Origin of the sequence: Dongia deserti (genome assembly GCF_003574735.1) — a bacterium.
Classification (GTDB): Bacteria; Pseudomonadota; Alphaproteobacteria; order Dongiales; family Dongiaceae; genus Dongia_A; species Dongia_A deserti.
Window position 1 is genome coordinate 12,785 of the sequence record NZ_QORW01000008.1, and the last position, 16,584, is coordinate 29,368.

The window sequence follows — 16,584 nt, forward strand, 5'->3', positions numbered from 1 at the left end:
TTCCCCTCCCTCTGATCGCTATGAACGCTCCGCCAATCCCATCATGGCAAGCGCGGCACGGCCGTTCGGCCCGTACGCGTTGCCGAGGGATTCGACCATCTCGTTGTGATGGTAGTGCTGCGCCTCGATGAGCGTGACCGGCTTGCCCGTCGCCTGGATGGCGGCGGCAAAGGCGCGGCTCTGGCGGATGAACTCGGGCGTTTCGTACGTGCCATAGGTCACGACGACCGGCGCGTTCAGCTTGGCGATGTGCCGCTGCGCGCTCAGCGCCTCCACCATGGCGTCGGTGAAGGCGATGTAGTTCCGGCGCCAGGAAAGCCGCACGGGCTCCAGGTCGTACATGCCGCTCATGCACAGCCCGCCCTTGACGAGGTCGGCTGGCAAGCCGAACGCGCTCTGCCAGTTTGTCACCAAGGTGATGCCGCAGAGATGCCCGCCGGAGGAATGGCCGCCGATATAGAGGCGATCGGGATCTCCGTCGAAGCTGGCGGCGTTCCGGTAGACCCACGCGATGGCACGCCGCACCTGCGCGGCCAGCACGCCCAGGTCGCCGTTCACGCGCGTCACCGAATCGAAATCGATCGTCACGTAATGGGCGCCCGCATCCAGGAACATCTCGGCCGGGTAGGCATATTGCGCGGCCGAACCGAAGCGCCAGAGGCCGCCATGGATAAAGACGAAGATCGGCGCCTTGGGACGATCGGCGCGATAGATGTCGAGCTTCTCGAATACGTCCTCTCCATAAGCAACGCGCTGCGGCTCGCCGAGGCGGGCGCGCGTGGCGGCGCTGTTGGATTCGAGGCGCTTGAGAACCCGATTGCCGAGCGGCTCGTAGTATTCCTGGCTGTAGGCGGCGTCGAGCTCCTCCAGGTCGTAATCCATGAAGACGGGTGGCCCCTTCTCATGCGGCGGCACGCCGATCTGGCATTCCTGAGCCAGGCTGGGCGTAGCGGCCATCGCCGCGACTGCCGTCAACATGGTCCGGCGGGTCATCGATGCAGGCGACATCGTCTCCTCACGAGGGTGAATGACAGGGCGCAAAACCTCAAAGGCCGCTGCTTTGCGCGAGCGGTCCTGGTATCATCGCAGCACCAGCAAGGGTCCGGTCATGGGGTCATGCGCGGGAATCCTCGATTGGCCAAAATTGAGAGCCTCGGTGCAGCTGTAAATCTGCGCGATTGCGTTCGGCGGCGTCCTGAAGTCGCGCCGAAATTTTGCCGAAATCCGCCGAAATGGCAGCGCGACCGATGAACGGCACCTTGAAGATCGGCCAGACGACCGTTGATCTCGAGACCGGTGAGGCGCAGTCCGGCGACGGCCGCCTGGCGACGCTCCGCCCGAAGACGGCTGCGCTCTTGCGGGTGCTGGCCGCGCGGCCGGGTGAGCTCGTCACCAAGGACGAGTTGCTCAAGCTGGTCTGGCCTGGAACCCTGGTCGACGAGGATGGGCTGGTCCAGTGCGTCGGCGAGATTCGGCGCGCCCTCGGCGAAGAGGGCAGGGGGGCGCTGCGCACCCACGCCAAGCGCGGCTATTCGCTCCATCTGATTCCGGAACGGCGCGCGCAGCCGACTGTTGGCGCGCACCGCTGGCCGGTCTGGGCCGGTTCGATCCTTCTGACTGCCGTCGTGCTGGTGGTCGCGGCGCTGGCCATCGGCGGGACGGCGCGGGCGCCAAAGCAGGATGCGGCATCACACCCCGACGGCCCGGTGGTGGCGGTGCTCCCGTTCGAGGCGTTGACCGAAGGCGAACGCTGGGACCGGCTGAGCCGCGCGCTGACGCACGACATGATCGCGGACCTGGCGCAGAATCACTGGCTCTTCGTGCTCGCGGACGCCACAACGCGGGCTCATCAGCCCGCCCCGCAGACGGCCGCTGATCTCGGCGCGACCTATTTCGTGACCGGCTCCCTGCAGGTCGAGGGGGACCTTGCGCGGATCACGGCCGCGCTTAGCGACGCCGGCACCGGACGCCAACTCTGGTCGAAGCGGGTGGAAGGTGCGACCGGCGACTTCCTCGCTCTGCAACGCGCGGCGTCCGAGGCGCTGGTAGGTGAGCTTTCGGCGAACTGGAACGGCCCGATCGCCCGGGCCGAGCGCACCAGGGCGCGGGAGAGGGGCATCGATGATCTCGGCGCCTACGAGCTCTATCTGGTGGCCACGGACCGCGTCCACAGCTACACGGCGGAGGACCTGGCGGCAGCGGCCGAGATGTATCGGCGCGTGGTGGCAATGGAGCCGACCTTCGGTGAAGCCTGGGCCCAGCTTTCGCTGACCATCTACAACATGGTGGCGCCGGGCATGTCCCAGGCCGAGATGGAGCGCATGTGGCAGGAAGCAGAGGCGGCTGCGCTCGAGGCCTATCGCGTCTCACCGAACGATCCGCACGCGCTCGCACAGGCAGCGAATGCTGTTCGTTGGGATGATCCTGAAAGAGCCGAGCGCATGGTTCGCCACGCCGCTTCTGTCGCGCCCAACAACGCGGACATACTCGCTTATCTGTCCTACCGCGCTGCACACTTTCCGGCGCTCGGTCCCGAGGCAGAGGAATGGATTGCCCGCGCGATCCGCCTCAATCCCGACCATCCCGCTTGGTACCACTGGAACCGCGGCGCGGTCATGATGGTCGTCGGCCGTTACGCCGACGCGGCCGAGGCCTTTGCGCGCGCGCCCGGCCATGTCGACGCGAAAGCCGGACGCATTGCGGCGCTGGCGCTGATGGGGGAGGTCCCGGCTGCACGCAAGCTGCTTGCCGAACTTATGCAGGAGGCGCCGGACTTCTCAATTGCTTGGCACCGCGACGCGGCCGGACTCGCCGAATCCGTGGCCGAAGTCTACGCACGCGGATTCAGAGTCGCTGGCGCGCGTGAGTAGCGTGCGCTTGGCAATGAACGCCCGACTCTCCGCATATCCACTTGGAGCGACTGAGAGGAGTTCTGCCCTCGATCAAGGGGTCAAATTGCGAACGCCTTCCTGAAACAGAAGCCCTATTGGGGCACACCAGACATGAGCATTGTACTCAAGTGGAAGAGCACCGTGTGGTCCAGGATTCGATCAAGCAATGCCGTCGCGGTCGCAACGTGGCACTTTCGAATTCCACGGCCTAGCTAGCTTAGCTCGAAATCCTCGGGCTCGAGGCGGTCGAAGTCTTCGATGACCACCAGCATGTCGACGCGCTCGCCGTCGGAGGAAAGCGGCCAGATCCCGGCATAGAGATCGCACAGGGCGCCGAAGCGCGAGGTCATCCAATCGCGCGCATAGACGGGGCGGCGGTTACGGACCACGAATTCCATTTCGCGCAGATAGTCCTCGCGGCGGCCGCGGTCGAAGGTGGTCGCCTCGTGCAGGTATGTCCACTTGCCCTTGGGCCGGAACTCGTCGATGCGCGTGCCGCGCAGCCGCACGCTGATGCGGAACGGATCATCGAGGACGTTGAGCAGGATGACGTTGGGCAGGATCGACTTGAAGTCTGCCGGGTCGATGTCGCTGCGTGCGGGAATCTGGCCGCGCCGCGCCTTGGATCGCCAATAGGTGTCGAATTCGGTAACGCAGGACGAGGCCACATCCTCCAGCGGGATGTCGAACTCATAGTCGTGCCGTGGCGGCGACAACGATCCGCGACCCGCTCGCTGAAACTCGACGATCTTTCCTTGCCACTCGCGATACATGGACAACCTCCGGAGCCCTGCCACTTGGAAGAGGGCGGACCAGGACAGCCATACCCCAGACTCTCGACCTGAGACACGGCGCCGTCCACCATGCAAAGGGCATAGGAAACCCAATCATTAGTATAGCACGGTCGGAACTTGGCACTACCCGGAAAGGGATTACTAAAAGGCGAAATCCTCGATCGATAAGCCTGCGAAATCCTCGATAACGACGAGCATGTCGACATGCGACCCGTCGGCGGCGAGCGGCCAGATGCCTGCGAAGATCTCGCGGACGGCGCCAAACCGGGTTGTCATCCAGTCACGCGCAAAGGCCGGCCGGTGGCCGGTCGCGACGAACTTCATCTCGGCGATGTAATCCTCACGCCGGCCGGGATCGAAGATGGTGCTGCTATCGATGTATTTGGTGGTATCGACGGGGCGGAACTGCTCCGCCCTGGTGCCGCGCAGCCGCACGCGGCAGCGGAACGGCTCCCATTCCACGTTCAGGAGCACGAGGTCGGGCAGCAGCGGCACGATCTCCGCCGGGTCGATATCCTCGCGCGATGGCAGGCGCCCGTCCTTCATCTTGCCGCGCCAATAGGCATCGAATCCCCTGATGGGTGCCGAAGCCACCTCCGACAGGGGAATGTCGAAGCGATACACCGCCTGAACGCTTGCGGTGTCGGTACCAGATCCCGGTGGTGTGGCCGTGCTCATCTTCACCACTGAACTAGGCGCATGAAAGTTGTGGCCGGAAATCCTGCGACCCGCAACTGCCCAAATCAGTATAGCAGAGTTGTGGTTAATGCGCCGATAATGCCGTCGAGGACTGCACGTCATTGCGCCGGAGCTTCAAATAGTCCTCGACCGCAATGCACATGTCGACCGTGCGGCCGTCGCTCGCCAGCGGCCAGATGCCGGTCTGGAACGGATAGCGCGCCCCAAGCCGGCCGACCATCCAGTCGAAGCTGAAGACCGGACGCGCCTGGGTGGCTGCGATCTCATATTGGCGGAGATAGGCAGCAGTGCTCCACACATCGTGCGTCGCAACCTCGTCGAGATAGCGCCCGGTTAGGTGGCCGCAGAATTCGGTGATCCTGGTCCCGCACAGCCGATAGCGCACGCGGAACGGATCGCGCTCGATATCGACCAGGATCACATTGGGGAGAATTCGCTTGAAGTTGTTGGGATCGATGTCCGCGCGGCTGGGCAGGCGCCCATTGCTGCAGACCTGCAGCCAAAGGCGATGGAAGTGCTGGATCAGTTCCGAGCTGATCTCCGACAGCGCGAGGTCGAACCTGCTCTCCGCGTCGTAAGGATGGATCATGCTCATCATAATCATCCGAAGCTTCTTGGTCGTTTGATAAGGTGTACTTATAACGGAAGGTCGCCCCAATTCACCAACAAAGGTTGAATCGCAACAGCCCTACGCGTCGCGTATCGAGCCTGCGCAACGCGCGGTGTCCCCGAGCTGTGATCAGTGAGCCAACGCTTCAGACAATTGGATCAAAGCGATAGACATGCGCGCTGTGATAATTGGATGGCTCGGGGCTGCCATCTCCGACATTGGTCTTGCACCACCTGACCTAGGCCGGACCGGATAGACAATTCGCCGCAGGGGCGGACGTGCGCGCTACGCGGCGCTGCGTACCAGTGCGAAGTCGGTCTTCGACACGGAAGCTGTGTTCCGACTGCGGCGTGGCGTGCGGCCGCGTTCAGCCGTCGGTGTGCGGCCGTACAGTTCGGTATAGCGGCGCGTGAAATGCGAGATTGAAGCAAAGCCGGTGGCGATCGCGATCTCGGTCACGCTCAGCGTCGAGTATTGCAGCATATGACGCGCGCGCTGCAGGCGGGCCTTCAAGAAATACTGAGTCGGCGTCATGCCGAGATGACGGCGGAACAGGCGCTGCAATTGGCGCTGGCTGACGCCGGAGTGCGCGGCGATGCCCACCAGGTCCTCGCCTTCCATCATGCGGCGGCGCATCGTCGCGACCGTGTGTGCAATGGCGCTGGTGCCGCGCTGCCCGCTGAAGTCGAGCTCGCTCAGCTGTGGCTCGTTCGCCTCCCGCGGGCGCGCATGGTTCAGGCTGTCGGCCACGATGCGCGCCAGCCGATCGCCGGCGGCATCCGCGATCAGGCGCAGCGCGAAGTCGAGGGTAGCGTCGCGTCCGGCGCAAGTCGCGATCCGCTCGTCGATGGCATAGAGCCGGTCGGCGATCTCCATCGTCTTCGCGCGCTCCGTCAGCGCGTCGGTGAGCGACCAGTGGGCGGCGCAGGGGCGCGTTGCCAGCAACCCTGTCTCCGCCAGCAAGGCACAGGCGCCGCCGATCGCGGCAATGTGGGTGCCGGTGGCGTAGCGCCGGCAGAGCAGGGCCGACAACGGTGTAGCGAGGTCCGCACCGCCATAGGCGGAGAGCAGGAAGAGATGCCGGTGGTCGCTGTTCAGGACCGGCCGCGCGACGGAAATCGCGAGGCCGCCCGCGGATCGCACCGGCTCGCCATCGAGGCTGGCGAGATGCCAATCGAACAGCCGCTCGCACAGCATGCGGTTCGCGCACTCGAACGCCTCGGTCAGCGCAGAGAGTTCATTCAGCTCGAACCCGGGCAGCAGCAGAATCTGGCAGGCGATGATGCCGTCTGGCCCGTGCCTTAGGAACTGCGGATTGGCGGCGCGCCTGAGCGCCTGACTGTCGGCAAGGCAAGCATCACCGAATTTGCGACGGCCTCCGGCGGGTGTGCCGCCGCGCAGCTCCGGCTCCCCCGTCCGCTCCGCGTTCGATATCGGGTCGAGCATGCCCAGCGTCCCCAAAAACGGCCATTCTCCCGGCTTTCGGCCGGTTCAGCGCGGGAATTTGACCAGCTTCTCAGGGCTCCATGAACGCCTAAAAAACTCAGTGACCTCTTGCGCCGAACTCATGCGAGGTATCGATGCAAGGAGGGCGGCATGGCCGCCGCCCCCGAGCACGTCGACTATTGGCCGTTCACGCTCTCCGGCGATTTGTCCATGATCGTGAGCCATTTCTTGTTGGCCTCCGTGATGCGGCCGGACACGTCCTCGAGCCACTTCCGCTGCACATCGGCGCTGAGATTGAGATAGAGCTTGCCATCGACCACGCGCCAGGCGGTGGGATCGCCGTTGAACTTCTTGCCGACCGACGTTCCATAGGCGCAGTAGCCGCCATATTGCGGCAGGTATTTTTCGGGGTCGGCCAGGAACTGGCTGCGGTGCTCCGCGCTCGCGAACCGATAGGTCGCGCCGTTGTGCTCGGCCGTGATGTCGGCCTTGCCTTCGATCGCCGCGCCATCAGTGAAATACGCGACCGGATCATAGCCGTGGATGGCAAGGCCGGCCTGATCGAGATTGAGCTCATAGCCCGCCGCGACAGCCGTGGTGGCCGGCACGACGTGACCGAGGCCGGTGCTGAGCAGCGCGGCCGCCAATATCAGAGTCGGTAGTCTCATGGTCGTCTCCTTCGGTTGGGCGCAGCTCATGGATCCCGGGGCTGATCGAGCTGGAGAGTCGATGGTGCCTCGGTGCCATGTTCGAGCGAGCAGGCGAGGTGCTGACGCGGCCTCGCTGGCTCTTGTCTATCTACTGATAGATAGATATACAGATCGGAGGAAGGCGGCAGCAACTGGCAGCTGATCACATGGACGTGAGGCCTCGTGGCAAAAGACACTGAACAGCGAGCAACGGACGAAGCGGCGGAAACGCGCGCCCGCATCCTGGATGTCGCGCAACGGCTCATCCAGGAACGCGGCTACAATGGCTTCTCCTACCGCGACATTGCGGATGAAGTCGGGATCCGCGCGCCGACCATCCATTACTACTTTCCCAGCAAGTCGGATCTCGCCGCGGCGCTCGTCGACCGCTATGCGACCGTCATGGCAGAGCTGTGCACCGCGCTGGCAAAGGCCGAACCGAAGGCCTGGAAGCGCCTGTCACGCTATTTCCAAGCCACGCGCCAGATCATGCTGGAGCAGCGGCACGTCTGCCTGTGCGGCGTGCTGGCGATGGAGGCGAACAGCCTGCCCGACAATGTTCGCCGCGCCGTCGATCGCTTCTTCGATACCAGCCGCAAATGGCTGGCCGATCAGCTACGCGAGGCCAAGGCCCGCGGCGATATCGATTTCGCTGGCTCGGCCGACGACGTCGCGGCCATGATCATCTCCACGATGCAGGGCAGTCTGCTGTTGTCCCGCGCCTCGATGAGCCCGGAACCATTCGACGCCGCGATCAAGCAGATCAGCCGCTTTCTCGGCTTCTGATCGCTACAGCTCCGACAGTGCCCGGTCGATCGCGTCGACAGTCATGTCGGCCTGTTCACGGGTGAAGCAGATGGGTGGGCGGAGCTTCAGGACATTGCCGTGCGGGCCTTCGGTCGCCGTCAGTACGCCGAGGTCGCGCATACGGTTGACCACGCGCTTGGCCTCGGCCGCTGCCGGTTCGAGTGTCTTGCGGTCGCGCACCAGTTCCAGGCCGATCAGCAAGCCGCGCCCGCGCACATCGCCGATAAGGTCGTGCTTGTCAGCAAGCTTGCGCAGCGCCTGCTTGAAGTGGGCGCCGACGCTCCTTGCATTCTCCTGCAGGCGCTCGCGCTCCAGCACGTCGAGCACGGCCATGCCGGCGGCGCAGGACACGTTGTTCCCGCCAAAGGTCGAGAAGAAGACGTGCTGATCGATGAGCGCCTGCACGATCTCCGGCCGCGTCACCACCGCGCCCAGGGGATGGCCGTTGCCGATGGGCTTGCCCAGGCACACGATGTCCGGCGTCACGCCGTGCGGCTGGAATCCCCACATCGCATCGCCTTGGCGGCCGAAGCCGGTCTGCACCTCATCGGCGATACAGACGCCGCCCGCCTTCCGCACGCGTTCATAGACGCCCTGCAGCCAGCCCATCGGCGCATCGAGCACGCCGTTGGTCAGCAGCCCGGCATCGGCGATCAAGAGCGCCGGCTTGTGGCCGCCGCCGGCGAGCGCCTGGATCGCACGGTTGGCATCGGCGGCATAAAGCGCCGCGATGTCATTGCCGCCGCGTCGATAGGGCCCGCGATAATCGTCAGGGCCGATCAGCGTGCGCACGTGCGGCTTCAGCTGATCGGCTGGGCGGAACTCGGGCGACAGCGCCTCAACGGATTCGGTCCAACCGTGATAGGCATATTCCATCACCAAGGCGCCGCTCGCGCCGGTGAACGCCTTGGCAAGCCTGACGGCAAGATCGACCGCTTCGCTGCCGGAATTGACGAACATGCAGGCGGTGAGGTCGCTGTCCGTAGGCATGGTGGTGCCGAGGCGCTCGGCATAATCGAGCACGTCGTCGCACAGGTAGCGCGTGTTGGTATTGAGGATGGCGGCCTGCCGCGCGATCGCTTCGACCACGTGCGGATGGCAATGCCCGACATGCGGCACGTTGTTGTAGACGTCGAGATAGCGCCGCCCCGTCATGTCGTAGAGCCAGGCGCCTTCGCCGCGCACCATGTGCAGCGGCTTGTCATAGAACAGGTAAGTCTGCGGCCCCATGACCCGCCGTCGCCGCGCCAGCAAGGCGGAGCGGTCGGCCTCGACTTCGCTCTCCGGAATGCGCTTCACCTGCACCGAACGCGCAGGCTCGATTGCCGCGCGAAAGGCCGCACAGGCGCGCTCGCGGCCGATCTCGTCCAGTGCCCAAGCGGCCTTGCGGCACGGCTCGGCGTAGCTCTCGAGGTAGTTGGCCTCGGTCATGTTCTGCGCCCGCCGTCGCGCCAGGATGGCGAGCGACATAGCGTGCCGGGTCTGGATCAGATCATACAGCAGCTCGGTTTCTCCGGCCGTTAGCGGCACGATCTCGTGATAGCCGCGCAGCAGTTCCTGCACGCGCTCCAGCAGATCGTCCGCCAGGACGATGTCCGAGGCGGCCACCGACAACTCCATGATCAGCGGCCCATGGACCATGTCGCCGAAGTCGATCACGCCCGCGATGCGATCCGGCTGCGCATCATCGACCAGCACGTTGTGCAGGTTGAGATCGTTGTGGATCACCTGCGATCGCTGCCCCTCCAGCCTGGGCAGGATGTCCGCTGTGAAATCCGCAATGATGCGCTTGAGCAGGGCGCGGTCCGCTTTGTCTTCGATGAGCGCCAGGTGCGATACCAGCCGCGGCGCCATGCGCGCATCCCACACCACCTCGCGGCCCGCGGCCGGATGGAAAAAGCCGCGCAGTGCACGATCCATCCGGCCTGCCAACCGGCCGACCTCGCGCACGGCCTTGGGCGCGATCTCGGTCTCCATCACCGGCGTGCCGGGCAGGTAGCTCAGCATCCAGACGATGTGGCTGCGCCCGTCCTTCGAGGATTGATGCGCGATCTGTGCGCCGTCGCGCGTGTGCTGCACGCGCGGGATCGGCAGGCCAGGATCTTGTTTCGCGATGCAGTTCAGCGCTTCGATCTGAAACGTGATGGCGGAGTCATGCTCGTCCGGGTGCACGATTTTGAGCACGAATTCGCGGGCATCGTCGGCACGCAGGTAGAAGCTGCGATCACGCTCGGCATAGAACTCCTTGCCCATGGCATTCAGCCCGTAGAGCTCGCGGGCGATGCGCTCCGCATCTTCAAGCGTGAAGTTCGGTCGCGACAGCGCCAGGAACTTCACATCATCGTCATGTTTCATGATTGACCTTCCATCGTCTCGGGGCGAGATCGCCGGGGGCGGCGACTGCGATCAGCGTGCTGGAGCAGAACGGTGTCGCGCTTGGCGGAAGGTTTACAATTTATCCAACAATAGAAGTTCAAGCCCGCTCAGACGTTGACCGAGCCTGAAGGCATAGTCAAGACGGTGCGCGATCGATCAATCCCGTCGCGCGTAGCGCGCATAGGCCTGCGTCAGCAGATCATGCGGAATGGCGTGCACGGTGCGGCCTTGCCAGCCGGTCATGGTTTCCGCCGCGATCATCGCGTTCCAGATTGCTTCCTCGGTCGCCTCGGCGGCCGCCTGGAACAAAGGCGTGCATTCATCCATGCCCAGCATGCGCAGGTTCGTCATGGGCGATTTCATCGGCACCTGGTTGCCGGTGGAGAAGGCGAGGAAGATGTCGCCCGACGAGTTCGAACCGAACCCGCCGACCCACGCCAAGCCCGTGGTCGCACGCCGCGCCAGTCGCTGGCACTGGATGGGGATGAGCGGCGCATCCGTCGCCAGGATGACGATGATCGAGCCCTGATCCGTCTTCGGCTTGCTGAGCCGCTCCGGCACAGGGACGATAGCATCGGTGATCTCCAAGCCCACTGGCGCATGGCCGCAGCGCAGCATGTTGCGCAGGCCGTAATTTGCCTGCACCAGCGCGCCGACGGTCCAGCCGCCTTGCTCGGCAGGCAAGCGGCGCGAGGCCGTGCCGGTGCCGCCCTTGAACTCATGACAGACCATGCCGGTGCCGCCGCCGACATTGCCTTCGGGGATGGGGCCGCCCTTGGCGCTTTCGAGCGCTGCAATGGCATCGGCCGCGATCACCGGGAAGTGCTCGGCGTCGGACAGCCAGCCATCGTACGTCTCCGCCGTCACCGGCAGGTGCCAGGCCAGCTCGATCTTGCGCCTGGCGGCCAGTTCCACGATCGCATCGCGCACCACGCCGACCGCATGCGTGTTGGTGATGCAGATGGGCGAGGCGAGGAGGCCCTGTTCGGCGAGCCATATCGTGCCCGTCATCTCGCCGTTGCCGTTGAACGAATGGAAGCCGGCGGGCAGGAAATCCGAGAACACGTTGGCCGATGGCCAGATCGCCGTGACGCCCGAGCGCGCCACATGCGGTTCATCACGGATGATGGTGGAAACGCCGACCGTGACGCCGGCGACGTCGGTAATGGCGTTCAGTGGTCCGGCAGGCAATTGCCCCAGAGTGATCCCCAGGTCGCGTAATCTGGCTTTCGGCATGATGACTCGTCCGCTGCGGAGCGGCAATTATGCCTTGGCCTCGTCGAGCTCGGGAAGCCTCATCCACCCCGGTATGTCGGGTGACAATTTTGCGTCGCCGGCGCGGAACGTCGGCGAGGGGTCCTTCGCCAGCGCTTCCAGCCGCACCATGGCGAGACCGACCGTTCCATCGGCGCTGGCGCTACGCATCTCCGCCAGCTCCTGATTGTCCAGCATCAGCGGCGTACCAGGCGCGGGCGGCGTGCCTTCGATCCTCACCGGCAAGAGGCGCTTACGCACCAGGCCGCGATAGCGGGTGCGGGCGGTCAACTCCTGGCCCATGAAGCATCCCTTGTCCCAGTCGATGGCATTGAGTTCGTCGAAGCCGTTCTCCAGCAAGATCGATTTCTCGGGGGTCAGGTCCTGCGTCGCATCCGGCACGCCAAGGCCGATGCGCAGCCGGTGATAGGCCGCGCCATCGGCATCGTTCGTGGCTTTCAGGCCGTCCAAGGTCGCCTGGGCCGTCGCGCGCGGCAGGAGGAGGCGCACACCCAGCTCCGGCAGCCGGGGATCGACGAACGCCACGCCGCCGCCGAACGCGCCTGCGCTACCGCTTGCGCCATCAAGGCCGACTGTGGCCGCGGCGCCCTCGCCAAACAACAGCGCCACGCACCACTCGGCGTCGGCATCCGCAATGGTGGCCTTCGAGCGCAGGCGATATATCGACAGCCGCTTGGTGAGCTCTGCCCGGCGCGGCCCGGCGCAGTCCACCAGATAACGACCGTCCTGCTCCGCGATGAACAGGTCGAACAAAAACCGCCCCTGTGCCGTGAGCAGTGTTGCGTAGATCGCCCGGCCGGCAGACACTTTGGCCGTGTCATTGGAGATGAGGCCCTGCAGGAAGGCCTGGCGATCCTCGCCTGCGACCGCGATCACGGCGCGGTCCGGCGGCAAATGGTAGCGAACACCGGTCATGGCTTTGGTTCGTCTCGTTTTCCGATTCGATAACTTCGAGTTGGCCGCGTAAAACGCTCGACAATTGCCGCGGCCCAGCAATAAATCTCGGTAACTGGTCTCGGATTTGCAACCATGCTAGTTGGAGGGGCAAGATGGCTTCAGGAATCGCACACGCCGAGGGCGCAGCCCCCCAAACAAGAAACAAGGAATTCGCCGATATGACGACGCTTTCGGCCGAGGATTTCTGGACCTTCAGTCTCGATTTCTACGGCAAGCCGAACGTGGCCAAGGCGTGTCTGTCCTTCCAGGACCGGCGCGATGCCGACGTCAACTTGCTGCTCCTGGCGGCCTATCTGGCCAGCAAGGGCCATGTGCTAGACGATACCCATCTGTCGATTGCCGACGGCATGACCGCCGGCTGGCGCGCCGCCGTGCTTCAGCAGCTGCGCCAGGTCCGCCGGCGCCTGCCCAAGTTCGCCGAAGAGGTGCCGGAAGAGGACCGCAAGAACGTCAAGGAGAAGATTCTGGAGGCCGAGCTGGCGGCCGAGCAGGTGGCCCATCGCCTGATCTTCAAACGCCTGGACGACGCCCCGATGCCGACCGAAGGCGGCACGGTCAAGGAACGCGCCGAGCGGAACCTGAAGCTCTATCTCCGCCGGCTGCTGTCCCAAGCTGGGGGCTCCGCCACCCCGGACGAACGGGACCTCAGCGACCTCGACACGATCGTCGCGGCGCTCTGACCACTAATCCCGCCGCTCCCGACTTACGTCAGCTTTCTGCTGGACGCTTTTTCGCGTCTTCGCCCCAGCGTTTTGCGCCTTCGAGGTGGATGCCGTAGAGGTCGAGCACGCGGGCGAGGTTCTGGTCGATCACGTCCTGCAGGGTCTTGGGGCCGGCATACATCGCCGGCACGGGCGGGGCGATCACGCCGCCCATGTCCGTCACCGCCAGCATGTTCTTGAGATGCCCGGCATGGAGCGGCGTCTCGCGCACCATCAGGACGAGGCGCCGGCGCTCCTTCAGGGTGACGTCGGCGGCGCGCGAGAGCAGGGTCGTTGTAACGCCGCTCGCGATCTCCGCGAGGCTCTTCACTGAGCAAGGCGCAACGATCATGCCAAGCGTGAGGTACGATCCGCTGGAGATCGGCGCCGCCATGTCGTCGATGTCGTAGCAGCGATCGGCGAGCGCCTTCACATCCTTGGTCTTGTGATTGGTCTCGTACGCGAGAGTCACTTCCGCGGACCGCGACATCACGAGATGCGTTTCGATCACGGTGTCACGCAGCAGCTCCAACAGGCGCACGCCGAAAATGACTCCAGATGCGCCGGAGATTCCAATGACGAGTCGTGCTGGTTGCGGCTTGTGAGAAGGCCCGGAAATCGGCGCCATTTGGGTCAATCCTGCTGCTGCATTAACCGGTAATCTTAGGTCTTTTTTGAAGGCGCGGCGGTTCGTCCGTTTACTCTGCTGCGTGATGGTAGTAGCATTCCGACATCAAAATCGGTTGATCATTTTTCGAGGATAAACGCCCGAGAAATGCGCCACTTGTCCTACAATCTGTAGCATCGGAAAGGAGATACGCCCATGGCAGTCGCCTCGCATCAGGAATCCCTCAAGGCGAAGCACGCTGATTTGGACGCGCAGATCGCCGAAGAGGAGCGTAGACCGCATCCCGATGACGTGGTGATCCATCATCTCAAGAAGATGAAACTGAAGATTAAGGACGAGTTGATGCAATTGCAGCACGCTGACTAGCGTGCGCCCAGGTTTCGCCGCCGGGACCTGATCGGACCGACGACGCTACCCCGGCGCTGCCTGCGTCGGAAACAGCCCTCCCCGAGGCAAGCCTCCGGAGGGCTGTTGGTTTTTGGGCCAGAGATCAGATTTCAGATGCCAGATGTCAGCCCACTTCTTCTGGCATCTGAAATCTGACCTCTGACATCTTGCCGGCCCTTGATTCTCTGCGGTTTGCCGGCTAGCTTCCGCCCCATGCACAGCCTCGCCCTTACCCTGCGACTTACCGCCCCGGCGCTTTAAGAGCGTCGGCCTTGGGGCGTGCAGCCCCAAATTCAGCGGGTGCAGGTGAAGAGGGTTGTTGATGTTCTCCCCCAGATCGATAATTTTGTTGCGTTCGGACATTTTCTTGCGCGCCTGCGGCTGCGGAGGTGCCAGGCTGCGACTTCGCTGCGGTCGTCGGGCTTAGCGACTGCCCGGCGGCTGAGATCCAGCGTCGCGATCAGAGCAGCGAAACCGATCCAAAGGAATTCCGATATGCGTATCGACCCCGTGAAGAAATACCGACCGTTCCAGCCCATCAACTTGCCGGACCGACGATGGCCGTCGCGTGTCATCAACGAGGCGCCGATCTGGTGCAGCGTCGATCTGCGCGACGGCAATCAGGCGCTGATCGAGCCGATGGGGCCCGAGCGCAAGCTGCGCATGTTCAAGACGCTCTGCCGCATGGGCTACAAGGAGATCGAGGTCGGTTTCCCCTCCGCCTCCCAGACAGACTTCGATTTCGTGCGTCAGCTGATCGAAGAGGATCTTATCCCCGGTGACGTCACCATCCAGGTGCTGACGCAAGCACGCGAGCATCTGATCGCCCGCACCTATGAGAGCGTGGTGGGCGCGCGCCGCGCCATCGTGCATGTCTACAACTCGACCTCCACGCTGCAGCGCCGTGTCGTGTTCGGCCAGGACATGGAAGGGATCAAGGGCATCGCCGTGCAAGGCGCGATCTGGGTGCGCGACTATGCGGCGAAGCATCCGACTGACACCGAGTTCGTGTTCCAATATTCGCCGGAGAGCTTCACCGGCACCGAGATCGACTACGCGATCGAGGTATGCGAGGCGGTGATGGATGTGTGGAAGCCGACGCCGACCAACAAGTGCATCCTCAATCTGCCGGCGACCGTCGAGATGTCGACGCCCAACATCTATGCAGACCAGATCGAGTATTTCTGCCGCAAGCTGAAGAACCGCGACAGCGCGATCGTCAGTCTACATCCGCACAACGACCGCGGCACCGGCGTCGCGGCGGCGGAGTTGGGCGTGATGGCCGGCGCCGAGCGCATCGAAGGAACGTTGTTCGGCAATGGCGAACGCACCGGCAATGTCGATCTGGTGACTCTGGGCCTCAATCTCTTCACCCAGGGGGTCGATCCCAAAGTCGATTTCTCCGACATCAATGACCTCGTGCACACGGCGGAATACTGCAACCAGCTGCCTGTGCATCCGCGCCACCCCTATGCCGGCGACCTGGTCTTCACCGCCTTCTCGGGATCGCATCAGGACGCGATCAAGAAAGGCTTCGCGGCGATGAAGCAGTCCAACAGCGGCGAATGGGCGGTCCCGTACCTGCCGATCGATCCGGAGGATCTCGGGCGAGATTACGAGGCGGTGATCCGCATCAACTCGCAGTCGGGCAAAGGCGGCGTTGCCTACCTGATGGAGACCGATTACGGCCTCAGTCTGCCGCGCCGCCTGCAAATGGAATTCAGCCAGATAGTACAGGAGATCGCCGACAAGACCGGCAAGGAGATCTCTTCCGCTGACATCTGGAAGGCCTTCAACGACGAATATCTCGGTTTCGAGAAGCCGTTCAAGTTCGTGCATCATCAGACCATGTCCGACGCGCATGCCTCCGAGATCCGGCTGCTCACCGCGAAGATGAAGCGGGATGGCAAGGAGATCGAGATCCATGGCAAGGGCAATGGCCCGATTGATGCCTTCATGGACGCGATGAAGAAAGAGGCGGGGGTCGACCTCAAGGTAATCGATTACCGCGAGCACTCGGTCGGCCTTGGCGCCGATGCGACGGCGGTGGCCTATCTCGAGACCCGCACCCCGACCGGCGGCACGGTGTTCGGGGTCGGCATGGACCCGAATATCGTGCAGGCATCGCTGAAGGCGATCGTCTGCGCCGCCAACCGCGCCCTCGCAGGTAAGATCCGGGAGTTGCACGGTTAGTCCATGGAGGCGCCGCGCGGCGCCTCCATGAAAGCACCCCGCCATCGCATATAGCCGAACGAGCGTTTTCTCTCCCCCAATTTTGGGGGAGAGAAAACAGCGCGTGCTTGTCATATGCAAAATGCGAGTGC

15 protein-coding genes are annotated in these 16,584 nt (G+C 63.9%); 5 read left to right on the forward strand and 10 right to left on the reverse strand.

From position 1 onward, the window contains the following. Positions 1-18: 18 nt before the first annotated feature. Positions 19-1,008, reverse strand: a complete 990-nt coding sequence (locus tag DTX69_RS13645; protein ID WP_119302102.1) for an alpha/beta hydrolase — start codon at positions 1,006-1,008, stop codon at positions 19-21. Between the two features lie 224 nt (positions 1,009-1,232). Between DTX69_RS13645 and DTX69_RS13650 the strand changes: the two genes are divergently transcribed. Beyond that, positions 1,233-2,870 (forward strand): winged helix-turn-helix domain-containing protein, encoded by a 1,638-nt coding sequence (locus DTX69_RS13650; RefSeq protein WP_119302103.1) that lies wholly within the window; start codon positions 1,233-1,235, stop codon positions 2,868-2,870. Between the two features lie 233 nt (positions 2,871-3,103). Here the strand turns inward: DTX69_RS13650 and DTX69_RS13655 are convergent, their stop codons facing one another. The 5 genes from DTX69_RS13655 to DTX69_RS13675 form a co-directional block, all read right to left on the reverse strand. Further along, a complete protein-coding gene (locus DTX69_RS13655; RefSeq protein ID WP_119302104.1) occupies positions 3,104-3,664 on the reverse strand; it encodes a PAS domain-containing protein in 561 nt (186 codons plus the stop codon). Positions 3,665-3,826: 162 nt separating this feature from the next. Then, positions 3,827-4,363 carry a PAS domain-containing protein gene (locus DTX69_RS13660; protein WP_162917149.1) on the reverse strand — a complete coding sequence of 179 codons (537 nt, stop codon included), beginning with the start codon at positions 4,361-4,363 and terminating at the stop codon, positions 3,827-3,829. Between the two features lie 85 nt (positions 4,364-4,448). Continuing rightward, complete coding sequence (locus tag DTX69_RS13665) at positions 4,449-4,988, reverse strand: PAS domain-containing protein (protein WP_119302106.1); 540 nt, start codon at positions 4,986-4,988, stop codon at positions 4,449-4,451. A 291-nt stretch (positions 4,989-5,279) separates the two neighbouring features. After that, a complete protein-coding gene (locus DTX69_RS13670; protein WP_119302107.1) occupies positions 5,280-6,440 on the reverse strand; it encodes a GlxA family transcriptional regulator in 1,161 nt (386 codons plus the stop codon). 176 nt (positions 6,441-6,616) lie between these two features. Continuing rightward, positions 6,617-7,108 carry a YHS domain-containing (seleno)protein gene (locus DTX69_RS13675; protein ID WP_119302335.1) on the reverse strand — a complete coding sequence of 164 codons (492 nt, stop codon included), beginning with the start codon at positions 7,106-7,108 and terminating at the stop codon, positions 6,617-6,619. A 204-nt stretch (positions 7,109-7,312) separates the two neighbouring features. Between DTX69_RS13675 and DTX69_RS13680 the strand changes: the two genes are divergently transcribed. Beyond that, a complete protein-coding gene (locus DTX69_RS13680; RefSeq protein ID WP_119302108.1) occupies positions 7,313-7,915 on the forward strand; it encodes a TetR/AcrR family transcriptional regulator in 603 nt (200 codons plus the stop codon). Between the two features lie 3 nt (positions 7,916-7,918). Here DTX69_RS13680 and DTX69_RS13685 read toward each other — a convergent pair whose 3' ends face one another. From DTX69_RS13685 to ygfZ, 3 genes are all read right to left on the reverse strand, one after another. Beyond that, positions 7,919-10,291: an aminotransferase class III-fold pyridoxal phosphate-dependent enzyme gene (locus DTX69_RS13685; RefSeq protein WP_119302109.1), complete on the reverse strand. Its 2,373-nt coding sequence runs from the start codon at positions 10,289-10,291 to the stop codon at positions 7,919-7,921. A gap of 177 nt (positions 10,292-10,468) precedes the next feature. Further along, entirely contained in the window at positions 10,469-11,548 is a 1,080-nt protein-coding gene (locus DTX69_RS13690) for a DmpA family aminopeptidase (protein WP_119302110.1), read from the reverse strand. A gap of 27 nt (positions 11,549-11,575) precedes the next feature. Continuing rightward, positions 11,576-12,502, reverse strand: a complete 927-nt coding sequence (ygfZ, locus tag DTX69_RS13695) for a CAF17-like 4Fe-4S cluster assembly/insertion protein YgfZ (RefSeq protein ID WP_119302111.1) — start codon at positions 12,500-12,502, stop codon at positions 11,576-11,578. Between the two features lie 200 nt (positions 12,503-12,702). Here ygfZ and DTX69_RS13700 point away from each other — a divergent pair, with 200 nt between their 5' ends. Next, positions 12,703-13,224 (forward strand): TIGR02444 family protein, encoded by a 522-nt coding sequence (locus DTX69_RS13700; RefSeq protein WP_162917150.1) that lies wholly within the window; start codon positions 12,703-12,705, stop codon positions 13,222-13,224. A gap of 28 nt (positions 13,225-13,252) precedes the next feature. Here the strand turns inward: DTX69_RS13700 and DTX69_RS13705 are convergent, their stop codons facing one another. Then, on the reverse strand, positions 13,253-13,873 hold the full coding sequence (locus tag DTX69_RS13705) for a UbiX family flavin prenyltransferase (protein ID WP_119302113.1): 621 nt from the start codon (positions 13,871-13,873) through the stop codon (positions 13,253-13,255). Between the two features lie 195 nt (positions 13,874-14,068). Between DTX69_RS13705 and DTX69_RS13710 the strand changes: the two genes are divergently transcribed. Together DTX69_RS13710 and leuA are read left to right on the forward strand one after the other, a co-directional pair. Further along, positions 14,069-14,239, forward strand: coding sequence for a YdcH family protein (locus DTX69_RS13710; RefSeq protein WP_119302114.1), 171 nt, complete (start codon positions 14,069-14,071; stop codon positions 14,237-14,239). A 516-nt stretch (positions 14,240-14,755) separates the two neighbouring features. Continuing rightward, complete coding sequence (gene leuA / locus DTX69_RS13715) at positions 14,756-16,453, forward strand: 2-isopropylmalate synthase (RefSeq protein ID WP_119302115.1); 1,698 nt, start codon at positions 14,756-14,758, stop codon at positions 16,451-16,453. The last annotated feature ends 131 nt before the right edge of the window (positions 16,454-16,584 follow it).

Excerpts from the sequence above, each read along its gene's own strand:
- DTX69_RS13710 (WP_119302114.1), top strand. The coding sequence starts at position 14,069 with ATGGCAGTCGCCTCGCATCAGGAATCCCTCAAGGCGAAGCACGCTGAT.
- DTX69_RS13700 (WP_162917150.1), top strand. The coding sequence starts at position 12,703 with ATGACGACGCTTTCGGCCGAGGATTTCTGGACCTTCAGTCTCGATTTC.
- leuA (WP_119302115.1), top strand. The coding sequence starts at position 14,756 with ATGCGTATCGACCCCGTGAAGAAATACCGACCGTTCCAGCCCATCAAC.
- DTX69_RS13670 (WP_119302107.1), bottom strand. The coding sequence starts at position 6,440 with ATGCTCGACCCGATATCGAACGCGGAGCGGACGGGGGAGCCGGAGCTG.
- DTX69_RS13660 (WP_162917149.1), bottom strand. The coding sequence starts at position 4,363 with ATGAGCACGGCCACACCACCGGGATCTGGTACCGACACCGCAAGCGTT.
- DTX69_RS13685 (WP_119302109.1), bottom strand. The coding sequence starts at position 10,291 with ATGAAACATGACGATGATGTGAAGTTCCTGGCGCTGTCGCGACCGAAC.
- DTX69_RS13645 (WP_119302102.1), bottom strand. The coding sequence starts at position 1,008 with ATGTCGCCTGCATCGATGACCCGCCGGACCATGTTGACGGCAGTCGCG.
- ygfZ (WP_119302111.1), bottom strand. The coding sequence starts at position 12,502 with ATGACCGGTGTTCGCTACCATTTGCCGCCGGACCGCGCCGTGATCGCG.
- DTX69_RS13650 (WP_119302103.1), top strand. The coding sequence starts at position 1,233 with ATGGCAGCGCGACCGATGAACGGCACCTTGAAGATCGGCCAGACGACC.
- DTX69_RS13705 (WP_119302113.1), bottom strand. The coding sequence starts at position 13,873 with ATGGCGCCGATTTCCGGGCCTTCTCACAAGCCGCAACCAGCACGACTC.
- DTX69_RS13665 (WP_119302106.1), bottom strand. The coding sequence starts at position 4,988 with ATGATTATGATGAGCATGATCCATCCTTACGACGCGGAGAGCAGGTTC.
- DTX69_RS13675 (WP_119302335.1), bottom strand. The coding sequence starts at position 7,108 with ATGAGACTACCGACTCTGATATTGGCGGCCGCGCTGCTCAGCACCGGC.
- DTX69_RS13690 (WP_119302110.1), bottom strand. The coding sequence starts at position 11,548 with ATGCCGAAAGCCAGATTACGCGACCTGGGGATCACTCTGGGGCAATTG.
- DTX69_RS13655 (WP_119302104.1), bottom strand. The coding sequence starts at position 3,664 with ATGTATCGCGAGTGGCAAGGAAAGATCGTCGAGTTTCAGCGAGCGGGT.